At 66.9% G+C, this 17,350-nt stretch carries 20 protein-coding genes; 11 read left to right on the top strand and 9 right to left on the bottom strand.

From position 1 onward, the window contains the following. Window positions 1-124 precede the first annotated feature (124 nt). The gene (locus tag NMQ11_RS06450) at window positions 125-1,033 is read right to left on the bottom strand and encodes a winged helix-turn-helix domain-containing protein (RefSeq protein WP_255170591.1); all 909 of its coding nucleotides are present in this window, start codon (window positions 1,031-1,033) and stop codon (window positions 125-127) included. Window positions 1,034-1,289: 256 nt separating this feature from the next. On the opposite strand from NMQ11_RS06450, the gene NMQ11_RS06445 reads away from it, so the two are divergent. The 6 genes from NMQ11_RS06445 to NMQ11_RS06420 all read left to right on the top strand — a co-directional run bounded on the left by NMQ11_RS06445 (window position 1,290) and on the right by NMQ11_RS06420 (window position 5,473). Further along, a complete protein-coding gene (locus tag NMQ11_RS06445) occupies window positions 1,290-2,522 on the top strand; it encodes a translation initiation factor IF-2 subunit gamma (RefSeq protein WP_255170590.1) in 1,233 nt (410 codons plus the stop codon). Then, a complete protein-coding gene (locus tag NMQ11_RS06440) occupies window positions 2,523-2,960 on the top strand; it encodes a type II toxin-antitoxin system VapC family toxin (RefSeq protein WP_255170589.1) in 438 nt (145 codons plus the stop codon). Continuing rightward, entirely contained in the window at window positions 2,961-3,530 is a 570-nt protein-coding gene (locus NMQ11_RS06435; RefSeq protein ID WP_255170588.1) for a DNA-directed RNA polymerase, read from the top strand. 2 nt (window positions 3,531-3,532) lie between these two features. Beyond that, window positions 3,533-3,730, top strand: a complete 198-nt coding sequence (gene spt4 / locus NMQ11_RS06430; protein ID WP_255170587.1) for a transcription elongation factor subunit Spt4 — start codon at window positions 3,533-3,535, stop codon at window positions 3,728-3,730. Window positions 3,731-3,732: 2 nt separating this feature from the next. Continuing rightward, a complete protein-coding gene (locus NMQ11_RS06425) occupies window positions 3,733-4,302 on the top strand; it encodes a GTP-dependent dephospho-CoA kinase family protein (protein WP_255170586.1) in 570 nt (189 codons plus the stop codon). Window positions 4,303-4,372: 70 nt separating this feature from the next. After that, complete coding sequence (locus NMQ11_RS06420; RefSeq protein ID WP_255170585.1) at window positions 4,373-5,473, top strand: geranylgeranyl reductase family protein; 1,101 nt, start codon at window positions 4,373-4,375, stop codon at window positions 5,471-5,473. Window positions 5,474-5,485: 12 nt separating this feature from the next. On the opposite strand, the gene NMQ11_RS06415 is transcribed toward NMQ11_RS06420, so the two are convergent. Beyond that, the gene (locus tag NMQ11_RS06415; protein WP_255170584.1) at window positions 5,486-5,881 is read right to left on the bottom strand and encodes a hypothetical protein; all 396 of its coding nucleotides are present in this window, start codon (window positions 5,879-5,881) and stop codon (window positions 5,486-5,488) included. A 205-nt stretch (window positions 5,882-6,086) separates the two neighbouring features. Between NMQ11_RS06415 and NMQ11_RS06410 the strand changes: the two genes are divergently transcribed. Next, complete coding sequence (locus tag NMQ11_RS06410) at window positions 6,087-6,257, top strand: hypothetical protein (RefSeq protein ID WP_255170583.1); 171 nt, start codon at window positions 6,087-6,089, stop codon at window positions 6,255-6,257. Between the two features lie 82 nt (window positions 6,258-6,339). On the opposite strand, the gene ygfZ is transcribed toward NMQ11_RS06410, so the two are convergent. Continuing rightward, a complete protein-coding gene (gene ygfZ, locus NMQ11_RS06405) occupies window positions 6,340-7,443 on the bottom strand; it encodes a CAF17-like 4Fe-4S cluster assembly/insertion protein YgfZ (protein ID WP_255170582.1) in 1,104 nt (367 codons plus the stop codon). A 96-nt stretch (window positions 7,444-7,539) separates the two neighbouring features. After that, window positions 7,540-7,836, bottom strand: coding sequence for a DUF6432 family protein (locus tag NMQ11_RS06400; RefSeq protein WP_255170581.1), 297 nt, complete (start codon window positions 7,834-7,836; stop codon window positions 7,540-7,542). A gap of 110 nt (window positions 7,837-7,946) precedes the next feature. Here NMQ11_RS06400 and NMQ11_RS06395 point away from each other — a divergent pair, with 110 nt between their 5' ends. Then, a complete protein-coding gene (locus NMQ11_RS06395) occupies window positions 7,947-8,807 on the top strand; it encodes a DUF7093 family protein (protein ID WP_255170580.1) in 861 nt (286 codons plus the stop codon). A 186-nt stretch (window positions 8,808-8,993) separates the two neighbouring features. Further along, window positions 8,994-9,377, top strand: a complete 384-nt coding sequence (locus NMQ11_RS06390; protein ID WP_255170579.1) for a DUF5611 family protein — start codon at window positions 8,994-8,996, stop codon at window positions 9,375-9,377. Between the two features lie 397 nt (window positions 9,378-9,774). Here NMQ11_RS06390 and NMQ11_RS06385 read toward each other — a convergent pair whose 3' ends face one another. After that, on the bottom strand, window positions 9,775-10,224 hold the full coding sequence (locus tag NMQ11_RS06385) for a hypothetical protein (protein ID WP_255170578.1): 450 nt from the start codon (window positions 10,222-10,224) through the stop codon (window positions 9,775-9,777). 94 nt (window positions 10,225-10,318) lie between these two features. Between NMQ11_RS06385 and NMQ11_RS06380 the strand changes: the two genes are divergently transcribed. Continuing rightward, complete coding sequence (locus NMQ11_RS06380) at window positions 10,319-10,516, top strand: hypothetical protein (protein WP_255170577.1); 198 nt, start codon at window positions 10,319-10,321, stop codon at window positions 10,514-10,516. Window positions 10,517-10,613: 97 nt separating this feature from the next. Here the strand turns inward: NMQ11_RS06380 and NMQ11_RS06375 are convergent, their stop codons facing one another. After that, window positions 10,614-12,113 (bottom strand): heme-binding protein, encoded by a 1,500-nt coding sequence (locus NMQ11_RS06375; protein ID WP_255170576.1) that lies wholly within the window; start codon window positions 12,111-12,113, stop codon window positions 10,614-10,616. Between the two features lie 162 nt (window positions 12,114-12,275). On the opposite strand from NMQ11_RS06375, the gene NMQ11_RS06370 reads away from it, so the two are divergent. Beyond that, window positions 12,276-12,800 carry a PadR family transcriptional regulator gene (locus tag NMQ11_RS06370; RefSeq protein ID WP_255170575.1) on the top strand — a complete coding sequence of 175 codons (525 nt, stop codon included), beginning with the start codon at window positions 12,276-12,278 and terminating at the stop codon, window positions 12,798-12,800. Between the two features lie 145 nt (window positions 12,801-12,945). Here NMQ11_RS06370 and NMQ11_RS06365 read toward each other — a convergent pair whose 3' ends face one another. The 3 genes from NMQ11_RS06365 to pyrH form a co-directional block, all read right to left on the bottom strand. After that, complete coding sequence (locus tag NMQ11_RS06365; RefSeq protein WP_255170574.1) at window positions 12,946-14,778, bottom strand: site-2 protease family protein; 1,833 nt, start codon at window positions 14,776-14,778, stop codon at window positions 12,946-12,948. 86 nt (window positions 14,779-14,864) lie between these two features. Next, window positions 14,865-16,568, bottom strand: coding sequence for a lysine--tRNA ligase (gene lysS / locus NMQ11_RS06360; protein WP_255170573.1), 1,704 nt, complete (start codon window positions 16,566-16,568; stop codon window positions 14,865-14,867). Beyond that, on the bottom strand, window positions 16,558-17,283 hold the full coding sequence (gene pyrH / locus NMQ11_RS06355) for a UMP kinase (RefSeq protein WP_255170572.1): 726 nt from the start codon (window positions 17,281-17,283) through the stop codon (window positions 16,558-16,560). The genes lysS and pyrH overlap by 11 nt, the downstream gene beginning before the upstream one ends. Between the last annotated feature and the right edge of the window lie 67 nt (window positions 17,284-17,350).

Genomic DNA, 17,350 nt, shown 5'->3' with positions numbered 1-17,350 from the left:
GGGATAAATGTAATCTGAAATACAATTCTGTAACGAAACGGACTGAAATTCGCTTCAGTCCGCCCGCGAGAGAGTTCTCCCGCCAGTCGGAACTTCTCGAAAACTGAGCTGTCGGCAGCGCTCGTCAGGCGACCGTCGTCTCGAGTACCGCGAGCGTCTCGTCCATCACCACGCGCAGTTCGTCGCCCGCGAGGGGGATCGTGACCTCGAGGCGAACCGGGTCGCGCTCGAGAACGGTCGTGTACTGATCGGAGACGCACCACGGCAGCGTCCAGTAGGGGCGCTCGTCCAGGCGGACGCCGCGTTCGCGGTGGAAGCTGACGACCGCGGAGTGATCGAGCAGGCGGAGGCCTACTGCAGAACAGAGGCTGTGGCCGCACTGGAGGCAGTCGTGGTCGACGCGAACGGAGATGCCGAGACAGCACTCGCCCTTCTCCACAAGGCGGGTTTCCATCCGACCGCTGCACTCGGGGCAGACGCCGTCGGCGGCCAGACAGTGGAGGTGACGAACTCGCTGGTCGAACGCGTCGGCGATCTCCTCTGCCGTGCGGTCGTTTAGCCCACCCGGCGGAAACGAGTACTCGCCGTGTTGCTGGCCACAATCGATACACTCGATCGTGATATGCTCGTCCGCGTAGCTCGCCTGGAGGGGGCCGCCGCAGGCGACGCAGCCGCCCTGAACTGGGAAGGGCTCGAGCGTCGGGTGTTCGTTGAACGAGCCGGCGATCACCGAGCGGACGACCTTCTCGCCGGCGTGCTTGAAGTCGTAGCCACCGTTTCCGTCTTCGGCTTCTCGGTGGGTCACGAAGTGGCCCGTCAGCTTCTGGAGGTGGTAGTTGAACTGCGCCGAATCACGCATCCCGACCTCCCTGCGGAGTTCCGAGAAGGCGACGGGGCGCTCCTCTGCGGCCCACAGCGCCTCGAGGATCGAAAGCCGCGTCTCGTTGCCGATCAGCGCGAACGCCTCCGCGGGGTCGAGGCAGTCGGTGCACTCGAGGATGGTGGAGTCGCTCGAGGCGTCGGATCTGCTCATACGAACACTCAGTACGTCAGGTGGCTAAAACGTTCGCTCAAACCGATTTCTGTAGCCGATCTGACCAGCCTCGCACGGCGACCCCGACGAACCGCCGCACGTCGAGGGGACGGGCCGCAGACGCGAAGTGCGACCACTCGTGTATGCTCGCGAAACCTCCCCGCCGGCACTGACGTTCCCGGCGTTCGAAACGCCCCCAGAACAGTAGGTTTATCAAGCGCACGGCGGAATCTCTATCCAAGATTACTCACCGTTTATGGCAGGAAATCGACAACCGGAGGTGAACATCGGACTCGTTGGTCACGTCGACCACGGCAAGACGACACTGGTGCAGGCGCTCAGTGGGTCGTGGACGGACCAGCACTCGGAGGAGATGAAACGCGGCATCTCCATCCGACTGGGCTACGCGGACGCGACGTTCCGTCGCTGTCCCGGCGTGGACGAGCCCGAGTGTTACACCGTCGAGGAGGAGTGTCCGGACGGCGCAGAAAGCGAGCCCGTTCGGACCGTCTCGTTCGTCGACGCCCCGGGTCACGAGACCCTGATGGCGACGATGTTGTCTGGTGCGGCGCTGATGGACGGCGCAGTGCTGGTGGTCTCCGCGTCGGAGTCGGTGCCACAGCCCCAGACCGAAGAACACCTGATGGCGCTCGATATCATCGGTATCGAGAACATCGTCATCGCCCAGAACAAGGTCGACCTGGTCAGCGCCGACCGGGCGCGGGAGAACTACCGGGAGATCCAGGAGTTCGTCGAGGGGACCGTCGCCGAAGACGCTCCCGTCGTTCCGATCAGCGCGGGACAGAACGTCAACATCGACCTCCTGATGGCGGCGATCGAAGACGAGATCCCGACCCCCGATCGCGATCCGGACGCCGGCCCCCGGATGCACGTCGCCCGCAGCTTCGACATCAACAAGCCGGGGACGACCCACGAGAACCTCACCGGCGGCGTTCTCGGCGGCAGCCTCGTCCAGGGCCAGCTCTCGGTCGACGACGACCTCGAGATCCGCCCCGGACGCCAGGTCGAGGAGGGCGGCCAGTCGGAGTACGTCCCGATCGAGACGACGGTCCGGTCGCTGCAGGCCGCCGGACGGGGCGCAGACACCGTCACGCCGGGCGGCCTGATCGGCGTCGGCACCGGGCTCGACCCCGCGTTGACGAAAGGCGACGCCCTCGCTGGCCGGGTCGCCGGCCCGCCGGGATCGCTTCCGCCGACCTGGGAGGCGTTCACGATGAGCGTCGACCTGCTCGAGCGCGTCGTCGGCGCCGACGGCGGCGAGACGATCGACGAGATCAGCACGGGCGAGCCGCTGATGATGACCGTCGGCACGTCGACGACCGTCGGCGCGGTGACGAGCGCGCGCGAGGGCGAGTGCGAGGTCACACTCAAGCGCCCCGTCTGTGCCGAACCCGGCGCGAAGATCGCGATCAACCGCCGGATCGGCGCGCGCTGGCGGCTGATCGGCCTCGGAACGCTGAAAGAGTAGATGACGACGCGGGTCGCCCTCGACACGAGCGCGCTCATGATGCCGGTCGAACTCGACGTGCGGCTGTTCGACGAGCTCGAGCGGCTCCTCTGTGGGGCGCCACGCCCGCCGGAATCGGATCGCGGTTCGTCACCGCGAGACGGCGCGTTCGAGGTGCTCGCGCCCCGGCCGGTCGTCGACGAGCTTCGACGGCTGGCCGACGGCGGCGGTCTCGAGGGCACCGCGGCGTCCGTCGGCTACGAGCTGGCGACCGATCGCTGTCTCGTAGTCGAGACGGACGAATCGTACGCCGACGACGCCCTGGTCGAACTCGCCCGCGAGGGCGGGGCCGACTACGTCGTCACGAACGATCGCCCGCTCGGCGACCGGGTGCTCGACGCGAACGTACCGGTAATTGCATTACGCGGGAGAAACAAGTTGACGATCACTCAACCATAGATGTACAAACGGGTCAGACTAAAAGATACGGTGGAAGTGCCCCCACGGGAGCTCGGCGACGTCTCGCCGCTGCTCGTGAAGCGACTGCTCCAGGACAAACTCGAGGGACGGATGGACGAGGAGGTGGGAAGCGTCGTCTCCGTCACCGAAGTCCACGACATCGGTGAGGGGACGGTCCTGCCGAACCGGCCGGGCGTCTACTACGAGGCGGAGTTCGACGCGGTGACGTTCGATCCGGAGATGCAGGAGGTCGTCGACGGCACCGTCGTCGAGGTCGTCGAGTTCGGCGCCTTCGTCGGCATCGGCCCCGTCGACGGACTGTTGCACGTCTCGCAGATCTCCGACGAGTACCTCGCGTTCGACGGCGAGAACCAGCAACTCGCCTCGAACGAGTCGAACCGCACCTTAGGCGTCGACGACGCCGTCCGGACGCGGATCGTCACCAAGAGCATCGACGAGCGCAACCCGCGGGACTCGAAGATCGGGCTCACGGCGAAACAACCCGGCCTCGGCAAACACCAGTGGCTCGAAGAAGACCGCCGAAAGCGCGAAGCCGCGGCGGGTGAGTGACGATGGCGACCAACCGCCTCGTCTGTCGGGAGTGCCACCGGGTCAACGATCCCGACAACGACACGTGTGACTCCTGTAACTCCTCGTCGCTGACCGAGGACTGGGCCGGCTACGTCGTCATCGCCCATCCCGAGAGCAGCGAGATCGCCCGCGAGATGCAGGTCACCGAGCCGGGCGCCTACGCGCTGAAAGTCCGTTAAACGTGGATCGAGAGCCCGCAGACGATCGCTTCGGGGACGACCAGCCGCTGCTCTCTCTGCCCGACGATCTCCGCTCAGAACTCAAGGAGCCGATGGGGCCGATCGAGACCGACGCCGAAACGCTGCTCGAGTCGGTCGAGGGGCCGCTCGTCGCCGTCGGCGACGTCGTGACCTACCACTTCCTCGAGGCCGGTCGCGAGCCGGACGTCGCGTTCGTCGACGGTCGCACCAAGCGAACGAGGGTGGACGAAGAGATCGAGCGGGCGGTAACGGAGGGGGTGAACCTCGAGGTGGAAAACCCGCCGGCCGAGTTGACCGAGGAGTTGCTGGTAGCGCTCCGGGAGGCCCTCGAGCGCGAGGGACCGAGCACGATCCTCGTCGACGGTGAGGAGGACCTCGCCGTCCTCCCTGCGATTATCGCTGCGCCCGAGGGCGCGAGCGTCGTCTACGGCCAGCCCGACGAGGGGATGGTTCACGTCAGGGTTACGGGCGAGGTTCGCGCGGCGGTTCGAGGGTTGCTCGAGCGCTTCGAGGGGGATTTCGAGCGCGCGATGGAACTGCTCGAGGCGTAGTCTCCGGCAACCGGGCCGCCACCGGATGACACTCGAGACCTTCTTACTTCCCGAGCGAGATGTGGGTGATATGCACGATTTCGTCGTCGTGGGCGTCGGCCCCGCCGGGGCGCGCTTCTCGCGACGAGCGGCCGAGGCCGGCTACGATGTCCTCGCCTTCGAACAGGGCGAGATCGGCCAACCACTGGCCTGCTCGGGCCACGTCAGCACGGATATCTGGCAGTATACGGGCGGCGGCGCTCGTGAGGAACTCCTCCAGAACGAGGTGTACGGCGCGCGGTTTCACGTCGGCGGCCCCCACACGGGCGACGACGACCGCGACACCTACCCGTTCTACAAGCGCGAGGTCGTCTCGAACGTCATCGACCGCGTGGGTCTGGACAAGCACCTCGCGGGACTCGCCCGCGAGGCGGGCGCGGACGTCCGCGACGAACACACCGTCACGGAGGTGGTAGAACACCGCGACCGCGTCGAGGTCACCGCGAAGGGTCCGGACGGCACCGCGACCCACGAGGCGAAGATGGTCGCCGGCTGCGACGGCCCGCGCTCGCGGACCCGCGCCGCGCTCTCGCTTCCCGATCCAGGGGAACTGCTCCACGGGGTGCTCGCCTTCTCCGAGGAACCCGACGACGGGGACTTCGTCGACGTCCACCTCACCGCCCCGCGCTTTTTCGCCTGGCGTATCCCCCGCCACGAGGCCGGCGTCGAGTACGGGCTGGCGGCCCCGCCGGGGGTCCACGTCAACAGGCAGTTCGAGGAGCTGATCGACGGCTACGAGGTGGAGGTCTCTCACCGCTGTTCGGGCGCGATTCCGATCGGTCCCCCGGACCGGGTGACGAGCCGCCGGGGGTTCCTGATCGGCGACGCGGCCGCCCAGACCAAGCCGTTCACCGGGGGTGGCATCCTCTACGGGATGACCTGCGCCGACCACGCCGTCCGGGAAATCGACCCCGATCGACCGACGACCCTCGCCGCCTACGAGCACGCCTGGCGCGAGGATCTCGAGCGCGAGATCGAACTCGGTCACTGGCTGCGCCGGGCGTACTCGCTGCCGGAGCCCGTCCAGCGGGTGGGGCTGCGGGCCGCGTCGGGCGAGATCGGCGTCCACATGGATCGACCCACGTCGGCGCTTTCCCTCGAGCACCTGAAGGCGATGCTCTCGCCGTCCTGACCGGCTCTCGATTCAATCCGCCGTCCCGACCGTCCCGCAGGCGACCCACTTCGGCGCGACGATCTCCTCGCCCTCGATCGCGTTCGGGTCGAGCAGCAAGATCGTGTCGTCGGGCATCCCCTCGTCCGTCTGTACCGGGTGTCCGAGCGACTCCTCGAGGTCGTCTCTCTCCGCGAGTTCGTCCTCCCCCTCGAGCACCCGCTCGAGGTTGGTCGGCGACAGGAAGAATACGAGGTCCGACGGGTCGGGCGGCTGCTCGGAGAGCGCGCCGAACAGGTCCGACAGCGCGTCGATGTCGAGGCTCTCGTAGGACCGGATCGTCACCCGGTCGGTGTCCGAGCCCGGGGCGTCCTTGGACTGGGTGCGAATCTGCGTGACGAGTTCGTCGAAGTCGGTACTCGAATCCATACCCTCACTCGCCACCGTCTGCGAACTTTATGCTGTGCCCGGCCCTCTCTTGGTCCCGGGACTGCCCCGGGGTCCGGCGGCGAAGGCCGGCGGCTGCGTTCTAGCGGACGGCTCGCGGACGGCTCGCGGACGCATCGCGGCCGTTTCAGACTCTCGAATCGATCCTGTCTGGTGTTTTAACTCCTTCCGGAGTATAGCCTCGAGCGTGAGTGACAGAAAGCCGAACAACCCGCTTTCACCGTACTACCCATCGGAAACGCCTGACCTGTCGGGAAACGTCCACCGGTGGATCGCAATCGGCGTCTTGCTGTGGGCGGCGTTCTGGGGAGGCTGGATACTCCTCGCCACGCTCGAAATCGTCTCGCCGCCGCTGTAACGGACGGTGTCGAGGGCGGGCAACCGGCGCTGCGTACCGATATCGCCGTAACGCCGTGCCGCGAGACGGAGTGCGAGCGTGGTTACGGATACTGCGGCAGCCGCGCCGACCGATCCGATCCCTCGAGGAACGGCAGCTCCGTCCGCTCCGCCGGTACCTCCTCCCCGCCGACGCGGACCGTCAGCCCGTCGGCCTCGAGCCCGTACTCCACGACCGCCAGCGCGATCGGGGTCTCGAGCAGCGGGCTCTCCTCCGCGCGCGTGACCTCGCCGACGGCCGAATCGCCGGCGAAGACGGCCGCACCGGGTTCGGGAACCGCGTCCTCCGAACCCCCGCCCTCGAGCGTGAGCCCTACGAGCCGCTTGCTCGGCTGCCCCCGGTTCTCGACCCGGGAGACTACCTCCTGGCCGACGTAACACCCCTTCTCGAAGTCCAGCGCGTTGCGGAGGCCGAGCACGTTCGGGATCCGCCCCTCGAGTTCGGTCTCGAACAGCGGGGAGCCAGCCTCGAGGGTGAGCGTGTCCCAGGTCCGGTAGCCGAAGTGAGCGGCGTTGAGGCCGTAGTTCAGGAGCACGTCGTACACCTCGGCGGCGGCATCGGTGGCGCAGACGACCTCGTAGCCCTCCTCGCCCGCGAGCGCGTCGGTGCGGATCACCGTCACGCCGGCGTCGCCCATCGTTCCGCGGACGAACGAGAGCCGGCGGTCGGGCGAGGCGGCCTTGTTGAGCACGCTCGCGATCTTTTCGGTCGCCTTCGGGCCGTGGACCCCGAAGATCGCGAACTCGTCGGTCGCGGCGCGGATCTCGACGTCCTGGATGAACACCTTCTCGGACCAGTCGGCCGCCAGTCCCTCCGCCCGGCCGGGCGGCGTGAACAGCAACAACCGCTCGCCGGCGTTGTAGACGTAGAGGTCGATCTCGATCCCGCCCTGCGGGTCGAGCAGGAGCGCGTAACAGCCCTCGCCGTCCGCTTCGGGAACGCGGTTCGAGACGGCGTTGTCGACGTACTCGACCCGGTCGTCGCCCTCGACGACGACGACGCCGTAGGCGCACTCGAGCAACCCGACGCCGTTTCGGACCGCGCGGTGGGCGCGTTCGGGCCGGCCGTAGTGTTCGACGACGGTTCGGCCCGCACGCTCGCCGAAGGTCGCGCCGTGGTCTTCGTGCAGCGACTCGATGACGCTCATGGAGGACTCGAGGCGGGGAACGGTGACAGGCGTTTCGATGTCGGTGATCGCTCGACCGGGATAGCGATCACCGGTCCCACGGTACAACGATCCGTATCAGAACGGCATTCGCTTTCGGATCCAGTCGGTGAGCGACTCCTCGTCGGTTTCGACCGGATCGTCGGGCACGACCCTGTCGGCGGGCTTGATCACCGTCTCCCCGCCCCGCGTCTCGACGGTGATGAGGTCGTCGGCTTTGAGCGTCGCGAGGGCGTCCTCGAGGGCGTCGATCTCGACTGAAACCGCAGCACGGAGTTCGAAGACGGTCATCCCGTCCTCGGTGCGGTTGACGAGCGCGTCGAGCACCGCTACCTCCGTCGACTCCCGGTCCCGGAACTCTCGCTTCGCTCTCATTCGTTTGGTATTCGTCGACCCGGGATTTGACGTTTATCGTTCGCACACCGCTCGGCGTCGGCTGACGGTTGCGGTACGTTTTTTATGCCCTGGATTGGTACGATGGGACAATGGTCCTGCGATGTTCGCTGCTCGGACACGACTACGGCGAGGCCGACGTCGAACGCGAGCGCGAAGAACGGGGCAGTGAGGTCATCGTGACCGTCACGGAGTACGAGGAGTGTTCGCGCTGCGGGGACAAACACCTCCTCAGCGAAAACACCGAGGTGACCAGCATCTCCTCCGAGACGGTCGCGAGCGATCCTCCAGCGCCCACAGCCGAACACGAGACAGCACCCGAACCGGCGAACGACGAGGAGACAGACGCCGACGCCGAGTTCGTCGACGACGATCCCGACCCCGCCGAGGAGGAGCCGGCCGACGCCGTCGAGCTTCCGACCGACGAGAACGGCGATCCGATCACCGACGACGCCGAGATTCTCGAGGAGACGATCGACCCGGACGCCGAGCGCGGTCACGGCGAGTGGCCCGACTCCGAGGACGTCGGACCGCCGGTCGGCGCCGATGCCGAACCGACGGCGTGGCCCGACGAAGACGAGGATGCCGACGCAGACGACCGGGAGTACGAACCCGCACCCGACGACGGCGCGGAGGTGCTCGAGTCCGGGTCCGAGACGCTCTTTCTCGACGCCGACGGCGAGGTCAGCGACGTCGGCGCGGACCGCTCCGCCGGGACGTCCGAGGAGGGAACACACCCCGCCGGAACCGACTCCGGGACGGGCATCGCCAGCGCGCAGTCCGCGCCGGTCCCCGGCGAGTCCGCACCCGACGACGGCGTTCCGACGGAGTTCTTCTGTCCGCAGTGTTCGTTTCTCGCCGCCGGCGACCGGGGTTCGCTCCGTCCGGGTGACATCTGTCCGGAGTGTCGAAAGGGGTACCTCGGCGAGCGTCCGCGGACCGCCGGTCGGTAGCGGAATCGCCGGGGTCGTCCACCACGTCATTATTCACGCGACACGTGGTCGCCCGGACGGGAACGGCGCTTCAAACAGTCGTCTCTGTCCACAGTACAGCTGGGCGGACCATGACGTGGTGTATATCTCTCTCAGCGACCGTCAGCGATGAAAAGAGGTAAACACTCCCCCGTGTATTCTGGAGCCATGAAGGAGTACAAGATGCGCCGTGGTGAGCACCTCGAGGACCGAATCCCCGACATGGAGGCCACCGTCGAAGACTACTTCGGGCCGATCACCGGCACCGAGGAGTACAAGGGAAGCGACCTGTTCGTCATCGATGAACCCGACAACCCCGTCTTCGAGCGCATCGTCGTCGGCGCCGTCCAGTACTCCGGCAAGAAGGACAAACTCGCCGTCGACTTCGTCGAGCGCGACCCCACCGAACTCGGCCCCGACGAACTCGAGGCCGCCGGAGACGCCGTCTCTGCGAAAAACGAGTTCTTACTCGAGGCGACCGCCCGCGACGCCAAATCCCGCCGCGACTCGCTCAAACGGGCGGTCGAGGACGACCCGGACCACGACTTCTAGAACCCACCTTTTGCGCTGTCGTTCGAGAGAGCAAAGCTCTCTCGTGATGACGAAAGACGCCGAAGGCGTCTTTCGAACCACGGTCTTGCGCGCTGACGGCAGCGAAGCTACCGCACAGCGCGCTGTCTCTCGGCAAAGTCTTCAAAAGAGCGAAGCTCTTTTGGACCTCGCGGAAGCTTCGCTTCCGCTCAGGCTGGACCAAAAGCACTCCTCCCTCCGTTACAGGCGCTCAGCGAGCGCCTTCCACATCGGTCGTCGGCCCGCAAGCGCCTGCGGCGCTTGCGGTACAATTCGGCGAGCGACCAGCCTTTCCCCGGATCGAGCGAATCGGCGCAATTGCGCCGATTCGCACTCCCGGCCGTGGCACTGTTCCGGCTCGAGGTAGGACACGCCGCAGTTATCGTTTCTCGCGCCGCCGGTGTACCGAAATGACACCCGCGCCGGGGTCGCCGTAGCGAAGGTCCACGATGTCACCGACGTCAACGTCGTTGAAATCATCGCGGACGAGTACCGCCTCCCGGCAGTCACCCTCGCCTCGAGCCCCCGCCGCACATCCCCTGATCTCGTAGCGGACGTCCGGGTCCATCGACCGGAGTTCGCCGTCGAGTTCGTCGGAGACCTCGAGGCGGTCGTCGGGGGCGACGTCGCCGAACAGCTCGTGACCCTCCCCGTCGAAGTACGGCTCCCCGCCGTCGTACCGCTGACGGACGAGCGTCTCGCTCGAGTCGCCGTACCCGACGACCACGCGCTTTTCGGCGATCTCGTCTCGTTCGGCGAGCCCCAACCGCGTGGCACAGCCCGCGAGCAGGATCGCCGGAACGGAAGCGAGGAACGCGCGTCTGTTCACCGTCTAGAGTCCGATCCGGGAGCCTCGAGTACTTTTCCCTCGCAGTCGGGGCGAAACCCCTAATACCGGCTCATCGAAACACTCGAGCGAACAAATGGATCTCGCGACGTTTCTCGCGGCGACGCTGGTCGCCCACATCGGCTTCGCTATTTGCGTAACGGTCCACGCGGCGGTCACCGGACGAGACGCCGGCAACTGGCCGTTCATCACGCTCGCGATCGGTCTCGCCGGTATCGCGGGGTACTTCTTCTACGACTCGAGCGAGTCGGGACCGCTCTATAGTAACAACTGAAACGATTTACACACTGATCGCACAGCCGTCGTGCGATCAGGTGTGCATTGACTTTCAGTGGCTACTACAGCGAACGCGAAATCGCCGCGGCGCTCGGTCAGGCGAGGAAGACGTGGCGCGGCCGGTCGGCGAGGACGTCCCGGCCCCACTCGACGGTTTCCGAGAACTCGTCGCTGCGGAAAAAGGCCATCGCGTCCTCGCGGGCGTCCCAGCGGCTGGCGATGAACATGTCGTTCTCGTCCTCGCGGTTGACCAGCAGGCTCGTCTTGCGGTGGCCGTCCATCCCCTCGAGCGCCTCGCCGACCTCGCCGAACGTGTCGACGAAGTCCTCGCGGTGGTCTGGTTTGACGGTGTAGAACATGCCCATGGTACCCCACGAGTCACCCTCGTCGTCGCCCGCCTGCCGGACGATGTCCGGGAGGTCGCCGAGGAAGCCTGCAGCCGTGGTCGCCGCGCGTTCGGTTTCCCAGAGGCTCACGACCGCGCTCTCGCTTGCCTCTCCCTCGTCCTGGTAGACCGCCGTCTTCACGTGGCTGTCGTAGTGATCGAAGTTCGTTCGCAGGCCGTCGACCTCCTCGAACAGCTCGTCGGGGTCGGCTTCGGAGTAGAGCACGACCGCGTGGACGTCCTCGCCGTGTGGCTTGCCGCCGTAGACGCCCATCTCCTCGAGTTCGCCGCGGATACCGTCGCCGCTGCCGTCGCCGGTTCCCCCATCATCGCCGCCGTGTGCGTGGTCGTGGTGGTCGCCACCATCGTCGTGTGGGTGGCCGCTCCCGTGTTCGTGGCCGCCGTGTGGTCCGTTGGCCGCCTCCTTGGGCACCTGCTCGCCGGCGAGGTACGCCCCGAGGTTCTCGGGGGCAAAGCGGCGGCCGAAGAGGAACCGGCCGAACTCGCCGAAGCGCGAACTCGAGGGGTCGAAGCGCATCTCGTACAGCAGTTCCTTGATGTCGGTGGGATCGTCGGCAAAGAGGGTGATCCCCCACTCGTAGTCGTCCAGGCCGACGCTGCCGGAGATGATCTGGGTGACCCGACCGGCGTACCCCTTGCCGATCTCGCCGTGGCCGGACATGTACTCGGATCGCTCCTCGAAGGAGAGGTCGTACCAGTTGTGCTCGTCGCCGCGCCGTTTGTCCATCGGGTAGAAGCTGACGTACTCCGCGTCGGGGATTTCGGGTTTCAGCCGGGACTCGATGTAGCGGGCGATTCCCGTGTCCTCGACTTCTGCACCGTCGTTGAAATACTCCTCGGACATGTAGCCCGAGACCTCCGTCACCGAGAGGTAGGAGTCGACGCGCTCGGTGAACTCGGCGAGGGCGGTGTGTTCGAACCGGCGCTCGAGCACGTCCAGGTCCTCGAGCGACGGCCGGAGGTGCAAGACGAGCAGGTCGGCCTTGTGGCCCAGCACGGCGAACGTCGCCGAGCCGCCCTCGTCGGCGTCCTCGAGTCGCTCACAGGAGCCGAGATACTCGATCCCCTCCTCGATGGCCCGCGAGCGGCGGCGGTCCGGGGCGTCCCGCCAGGCGTCCCAGTCGACGGTCCGGAAGTCGTGGAGCACGTACCAGCCTTCCTCGGTCTGTGGAGGTCTGCGTCGGTCCATAGACGCGGGTTCGACCGGAGAGGTGAATAAAGACCGGTTTTTTCCTCGCCGGCCCGCAAACCGGCTGCCGTCGGTTTCGACCGTCTCGAGCCGCGCTATGGCATCACGGGGGTTGCTGGCGACCGAAACCCTTTACGTACGCCCGTTTGAATCACGAGTACCATGCGGAAAAGTGGGCCGCCGAAAGGACTCATCGCCTATCTCGTTCTCGAGTTGCTAGAGGAGAAACCCCGGTACGGCTACGAGATCCTCAAAGAGATCCGCGACATCAGCGGCGGTCACTGGGAGCCGTCTTACGGCTCCGTCTACCCCATCCTCTACAAGTTCGAGGAGAAGGGGTGGACCGAGCGCATCGAGCGCGAGGACGAACCCGACCGCAAGTACTTCGAACTCACCGAGGCGGGCGCCGCGGAACTCGCCGAACGCCGCGAGTCGGGGGCCGAGAAGGCCCACGACTTCGCCGACGTCATTCTCGGCTTCTTCCACGTCTACGCCGCCTTCTCGACCGACGACCGGTTCGAGATCCCTGACCTCGAGGGCGAGTGGCGCTTCGACGAGGAGTTCAGCGCCTGGATCGTCGAACAGCTGATCCGCCACCACGACTACTACTTCGACACCGAGTTCGAGCGCATCGAGGAGACCCCCGAGGAGTTCTACGGGCGCCACGGTATCGAGTACGAAGACTGATCTCGAGCCTGCCTCGGCAGCGAGTGGTTTCCGCGGTTCGGACGTCGTGGGTTTCGAATCCAGGTTCGTGCGGACTACTGTCCGTCGGTTTCGGCGCAACCGCCGATCCGTACGCCCGGTCGGGAAATCGAAACCGCAGACCGTCTCAGCCCGCGAGCAACTGCGGTCCGAACAGCATCAACAGGAAGCTCACGAGCATCGTCAGGCCGACCGAGGTCGTCACCGTCCGGACCATCCCGCGAGTGGCGTCGACGGGGAGCCTCGAGATCACCGCCTCCGTGCTGGTTCGCAGGATGTGACCCCCGTCGAGCGGGAACGCCGGGATGCAGTTGAAAAAGCCCAGTTGAACGTTGATCCAGCCGGTCCAGAACAGCAGGTTCGCCACCAGGAAGACGCCCGGTTCGCCGAGGACGCCCAGCGAGCCCTGCACCTCGTAGAAGTTCTGTATCCCGCCGGTGAAGCCGGCGAAGTTGAACGGAAGCAGACCGAGCACGCCGATGATTGGCAGAAAGAGGACCAGCCCGATCTTTCCGAGGAAGGTGTCGGTCACCGCGCCGAACTGGCCGTCGCCCTCGCCACCGAGGATGACGAGGTACTCCTCTGCGGGGTAGAGCTGAACGCCGATGTCGGCGATCGAGAACCCGGAGACGCCGGGGCTGCCGAGGATGCCGAGATAGCCGCTGTCGCCCTGCGGATGGGCGCCGAGAGTGACCGCGTACTCGACGCGCTCGCCGTCGAGGTAGCCCGCGACGGTCACCTCCTCGCCCTCGCTCGAGTCGTCCAGCAGCCCGCTGAGGTCGGAGAAGGTCTGGATCCGCTCGCCGTCGTACTCGGTGACGACGAGCGTTTCGCCGGCCGGTGCGCCGGCGTCGGCGAGGGGTCCGTCCTCGGCGACGTCGACCGCCCCGCCGACCGGCACCTCGGCGGTCACTCGCTCGCCGTCCGGGCGCTCGAGCGTGAGTTCGACGATCTCCTCGTCGCCGACGGCCTCGAAGAAGCCGGTTTCGGTGGCGACCGACTGGCCGTCGACGGCGACGATCGAGTCGCCGACCCCGACGCCCGCGGGACCGTCTTCGATCGCCGCGCGCACGACCGCCGAGCGCTGGAACGTGATCTCCTCGTCGCCGTTGCGCTCGACGGTCACCTCCTCGCCGTCGCTCGCCTCGAGGCGCTCGCTCAGGTCGTCGTTGTCCGCGACCGCCTCGCCGTCGATCGCCGTGATCCGGTCGTTGGGCTCGAGGCCGGCGTCCGCGGCCGGGGAATCGGGGGCGACGCCGCCGACGGCCGCGCCGGGGGCGACGGCGATCGCGCCGGCGACGGGGCCGAACAGCAGCGCGAACGCGAGGATCGTCACGATGAAGTTGAACGTGACCCCCGCGGCGAACATCCGGGTCTGGGCGCCCCTCGAGGCCTTCTTGTTGCTCTCCTGGTCGGGTTCGACGAACGCGCCGATCGGCAAGATTGCGAGCATGGCGACGCCCATCGACTCGATCTCGATGTCCTCGACCCGACAGAGCAGGCCGTGGCCGCCCTCGTGGACGACCAGGCCGACGAGCAGGCCGAAGACGATCCCCGGGGTTGCCGACAGCGGGAGGAAGTCGTTGACGCCGGGGATGACGAGGACGTTTCGGGGTTGCTGGACGGTCGACGGTTGCGGTGCGGAGAGGGCGGCGTAAGCCGACAGCAGGAGGAACACGAACATGCTCGCCATCACGACGATGGCGATGCCGACGCCCATGTTCGCCCAGGCCCGCCAGAACCGTTTGGGGCCGGCGAGCCAGTTCAGGAAGTTGCGACCCCGCTTCGTGTGGATCGTCAGTATCGGTCCCTGGGTGCCGACGTAGCTCGGGAGCAAACCGCGGGCTCGGAGGGTGGCGATGACGAGCCAGTAGGCGACGATTCCGACGAGAACCCACGTCAACGTACTCGACGCGAAGGCGTCGATGAAGGCGGGCGACGCGGGGGATCCGAACTCCATTACTACTCCTTCGGCGGGGCGTTCTCAAAGGGCTTTTGTCTGGGAGTGCTCGAGCGCCCCACCGAAAACGCCGCCCGCCGCCGTCGTTAGCGCTCGCGTCGCAGCCGAGCGACGACGAACTCGCGGTCGACCTTCGCGAGGAACGGACCGAGCTTCGGCCCCTGGCTCTCGTCGAAAAAGAGCCGGTAGCCCGCCCCGAAGAACTCGCCGATGTCGACGTCGTGGCGCTTGGCTGCCTCGTAGATTTCGCCCTGAATCTCCTCGGGTCCGTGGCCCGCTTCGATGAACGCAGCGAGGTCGGCGAGGGCGGCCTCCGTGGGCTCGTCGAACTCGTGGTCGGGGATCTCGGTCCGCTTGAGTTCGTAGTCGAACTCGTTTTCGGTCCGTCGGGCCCAGTTGCGGGCGCGTTCGACACGCTCGAGGGCGGCCTCGATCGCCCACTCCGGCGCGCCCTCGGGAACGTGTCCTTCGCGGCGGGCGATCTCCTCGCGGAGGGCTGGGTCGTCGGTCATCCCCAGCACCGCGGCGAAGGTGTAGGGCAGGCGGATGCGGTCCTGCCGCGGTTCCTCTACGACCAACGGATAGACGCGTTCTGCGAACGCCTTTTCGTCCTGGCTGGCCGCGACCTCGCCGAAGTAGATCGCCTCGAAGCGGTCGAACTCGTCGACCAGCAGATCGAGCCGCTCGACGCTGAAATCGCGCGCCTTCGCGGGGTCCTTCGCGAAGAAGTACCGGAGGACTTCGGGCTCGAGCAACTCGAGCACCTCCGAGACGAGGATGACGTTTCCTTCCGAGGAGGAAAACGGCTCGCCGTCTAAGGTGAACCACTCGTAGACCATCGGCACCGGCGGCTCGATGCCGAGGACGTTGCGGGCGACGTCCTGACCGCTGGGCCAGGAGCCCTCTGCGTGGTCCTTTCCGAACGGCTCGAAATCGACGCCGAGCACCTGCCACTGGCCGGGCCACTCGAAGCGCCAGGGCATCTTCCCCTCCCGGAAGGTGGCGGTGCCCTCGTGGCCGCAGCCGTCGATGGTCCGGTCGCCGGCCTCCATGTCCGTACAGCGGTAGTCGACGGTTTCGGCCTCCAGGTCGACGCCGGTGATCGTCTCCGTCACTTTCCCGCACTCCGCACAGATGGGGTTGAACGGGACGTACTCCGTGTCGACCTTGTCCTGGTAGTTCGCCAGGACCTCGCGGGCGGTCTCGCGGTTCTCGAGGACGTGTCGCGTCACCGGGTCCAGCTCGCCGCTCTCGTACAGCTCCGTGGTCGAGACGAGGTCGATCGGCACCTCGAGGGCGTCGGCGCTGTCCTGAATGATCTGCGAGAAGTGATCGCCGTAGGAGTCACAGCAGCCGAAGGGGTCGGGAATGTCGGTGTACGGCGAGCCGAGGTTTCGACCGAGCGCCCCCGCGTCGACCTCGCCCAGGCCGACGAGGGTGCCCTCGAGGTCACAGAGGGTGCGCGGAAGCTTGCGAAGCGGGTCGCGGTCGTCGGCGGTGAACACCTGCCGAACCTCGTGGCCGCGTTCGCGCAGCACACAGGCGACGTAGTAGCCGCGCATGATCTCGTTCATGTTCCCCAGATGGGGAACGCCGGAAGGGGAGATGCCGCCTTTGATGACGATGGGTTCCTCGGGGTCGCGCGCTTCGACGCGGTCCGCGACCTCGTCCGCCCAGAAGACGTGGTGTGCGTCCCCTCCGGACTCGCGCTCCGCCTGGAGCGTGTACGGGCTCTCGGCGTCCGCATCCGTGTTCGCTTCGTCGCCGCCCGCGGATTCGTCAGTGCTCATCGCTGGCCCAGTAGGTCGGCTCCTCGCCGACGTCCTCGGGGACGACGTCCGTCCCCTCGTGGTCGCCGTGGCGAACCGCACGAGCGATCCGGTCGGGATCGGTGCCGTCGAGGACGATCGTTCGCATTCCCGAGCGCTCGATGATCTTCGCCGCCAGCAGGTCGACGGGCGCGGAGGCGCCGGCGTTCATCTCGAGGCCGGCGATGACGTCGACCAGTTCGGTCGCCGAGAGCTCGTCGTACTTCGTCGCGTCGTCGGTCTCGTTGGGGTCGTCGCTGTAGACGCCGGGGACGCTCGTGGCGTAGACGAGCAGGTCGGCGTTGACGTACTCCGCGAGGGCCGCGCCGACGGCGTCTGTCGTCTGGGCGGGCGCGACGCCGCCCATCACGCAGACGTCGCCCTGGCGGAGGGCGCCGCCCGCGGTTTCGTAGTCCCGGACGGGCGCGGTCACCGAGTCCTCGCCGAGTGCGGCGATGAGCAGGCGGGCGTTGAGCCGCGTGACGTCGATGCCGATCTGATCGAGTTCGATCTCGTTCGCGCCGAGGTCGCGTGCGGCGCCGATGTACTCGCGGGCGACGCCGCCGCCCCCGACGACGGCACCGACGCGACAGCCATCCGAGACGAGGTCTTCGACGACGGCGGCGTGCGCTTCGACCCGATGTGAGCCCGGTTCGGGCACGAGTACGCTCCCGCCGATAGAGACGACCACTTTCATGCTACCGCGGTCTAACCGGGTTGCAATCTTAAGGGTTGCCAACCCCGATTCGGTCGTTCGCGGGCGC

This window comes from Natrononativus amylolyticus (assembly GCF_024362525.1).
Classification (GTDB): domain Archaea; phylum Halobacteriota; class Halobacteria; order Halobacteriales; family Natrialbaceae; genus Natrononativus; species Natrononativus amylolyticus.
Note: the sequence above shows the minus strand (reverse complement) of the source record. Positions and strands in the feature narration are given on the sequence as shown.